Below are 522 nucleotides of genomic sequence, written 5' to 3'. Positions count from 1 at the left end.
GATTTTATCGGCTTTTGAAGGACTTTTAAAAACAGGAACACACCCGAGTTATTTCTTGAACCTGAAGGTAAATCCGCAAACTATTGATATAAACATCCATCCTACAAAAACAGAAATTAAGTTTGATGATGAACACACTCTGTATGCCATTTTACGGTCTGCTGTAAAGCATAGTTTGGGTCAGTTTAATATTGCTCCCGTTTTGGATTTTGAACGCGATGCTACTTTAGATACACCTTACGATTTAAAAGGTACGCTCTCTAAAACACCAAGAATAGAAGTAGATAGTAATTTTAATCCGTTTCAGGATTCTAAAACTGTGTCTTCAGGGAATTCGTCAACCCAAAGTTTTAAAAAAGCACCAACAGAACATTGGGAGAGTCTTTATGTAGGCTTAGAATCTAAGAGTAATGATGCGTCAACAGATTTTAGCGAAATTACTTTTGAGAGTGAAGCACAACCCAATGTTTTATTTGATGAAAAAGATACCTCAGAAACAGTAAGTTCTACATATCAGTTGCA

At 35.4% G+C, this 522-nt stretch carries 1 pseudogene; it reads left to right on the top strand.

The annotated features are described in order from the left end of the window. Positions 1 to 522 (top strand): annotated as a pseudogene (locus J8281_RS18990) (DNA mismatch repair protein MutL); the annotation flags it as partial.

The sequence above is a fragment of the Aquimarina sp. U1-2 genome (genome assembly GCF_017897595.1).
Lineage (GTDB): Bacteria > Bacteroidota > Bacteroidia > Flavobacteriales > Flavobacteriaceae > Aquimarina.
This window is presented reverse-complemented; position numbering and strand designations above follow the sequence as displayed.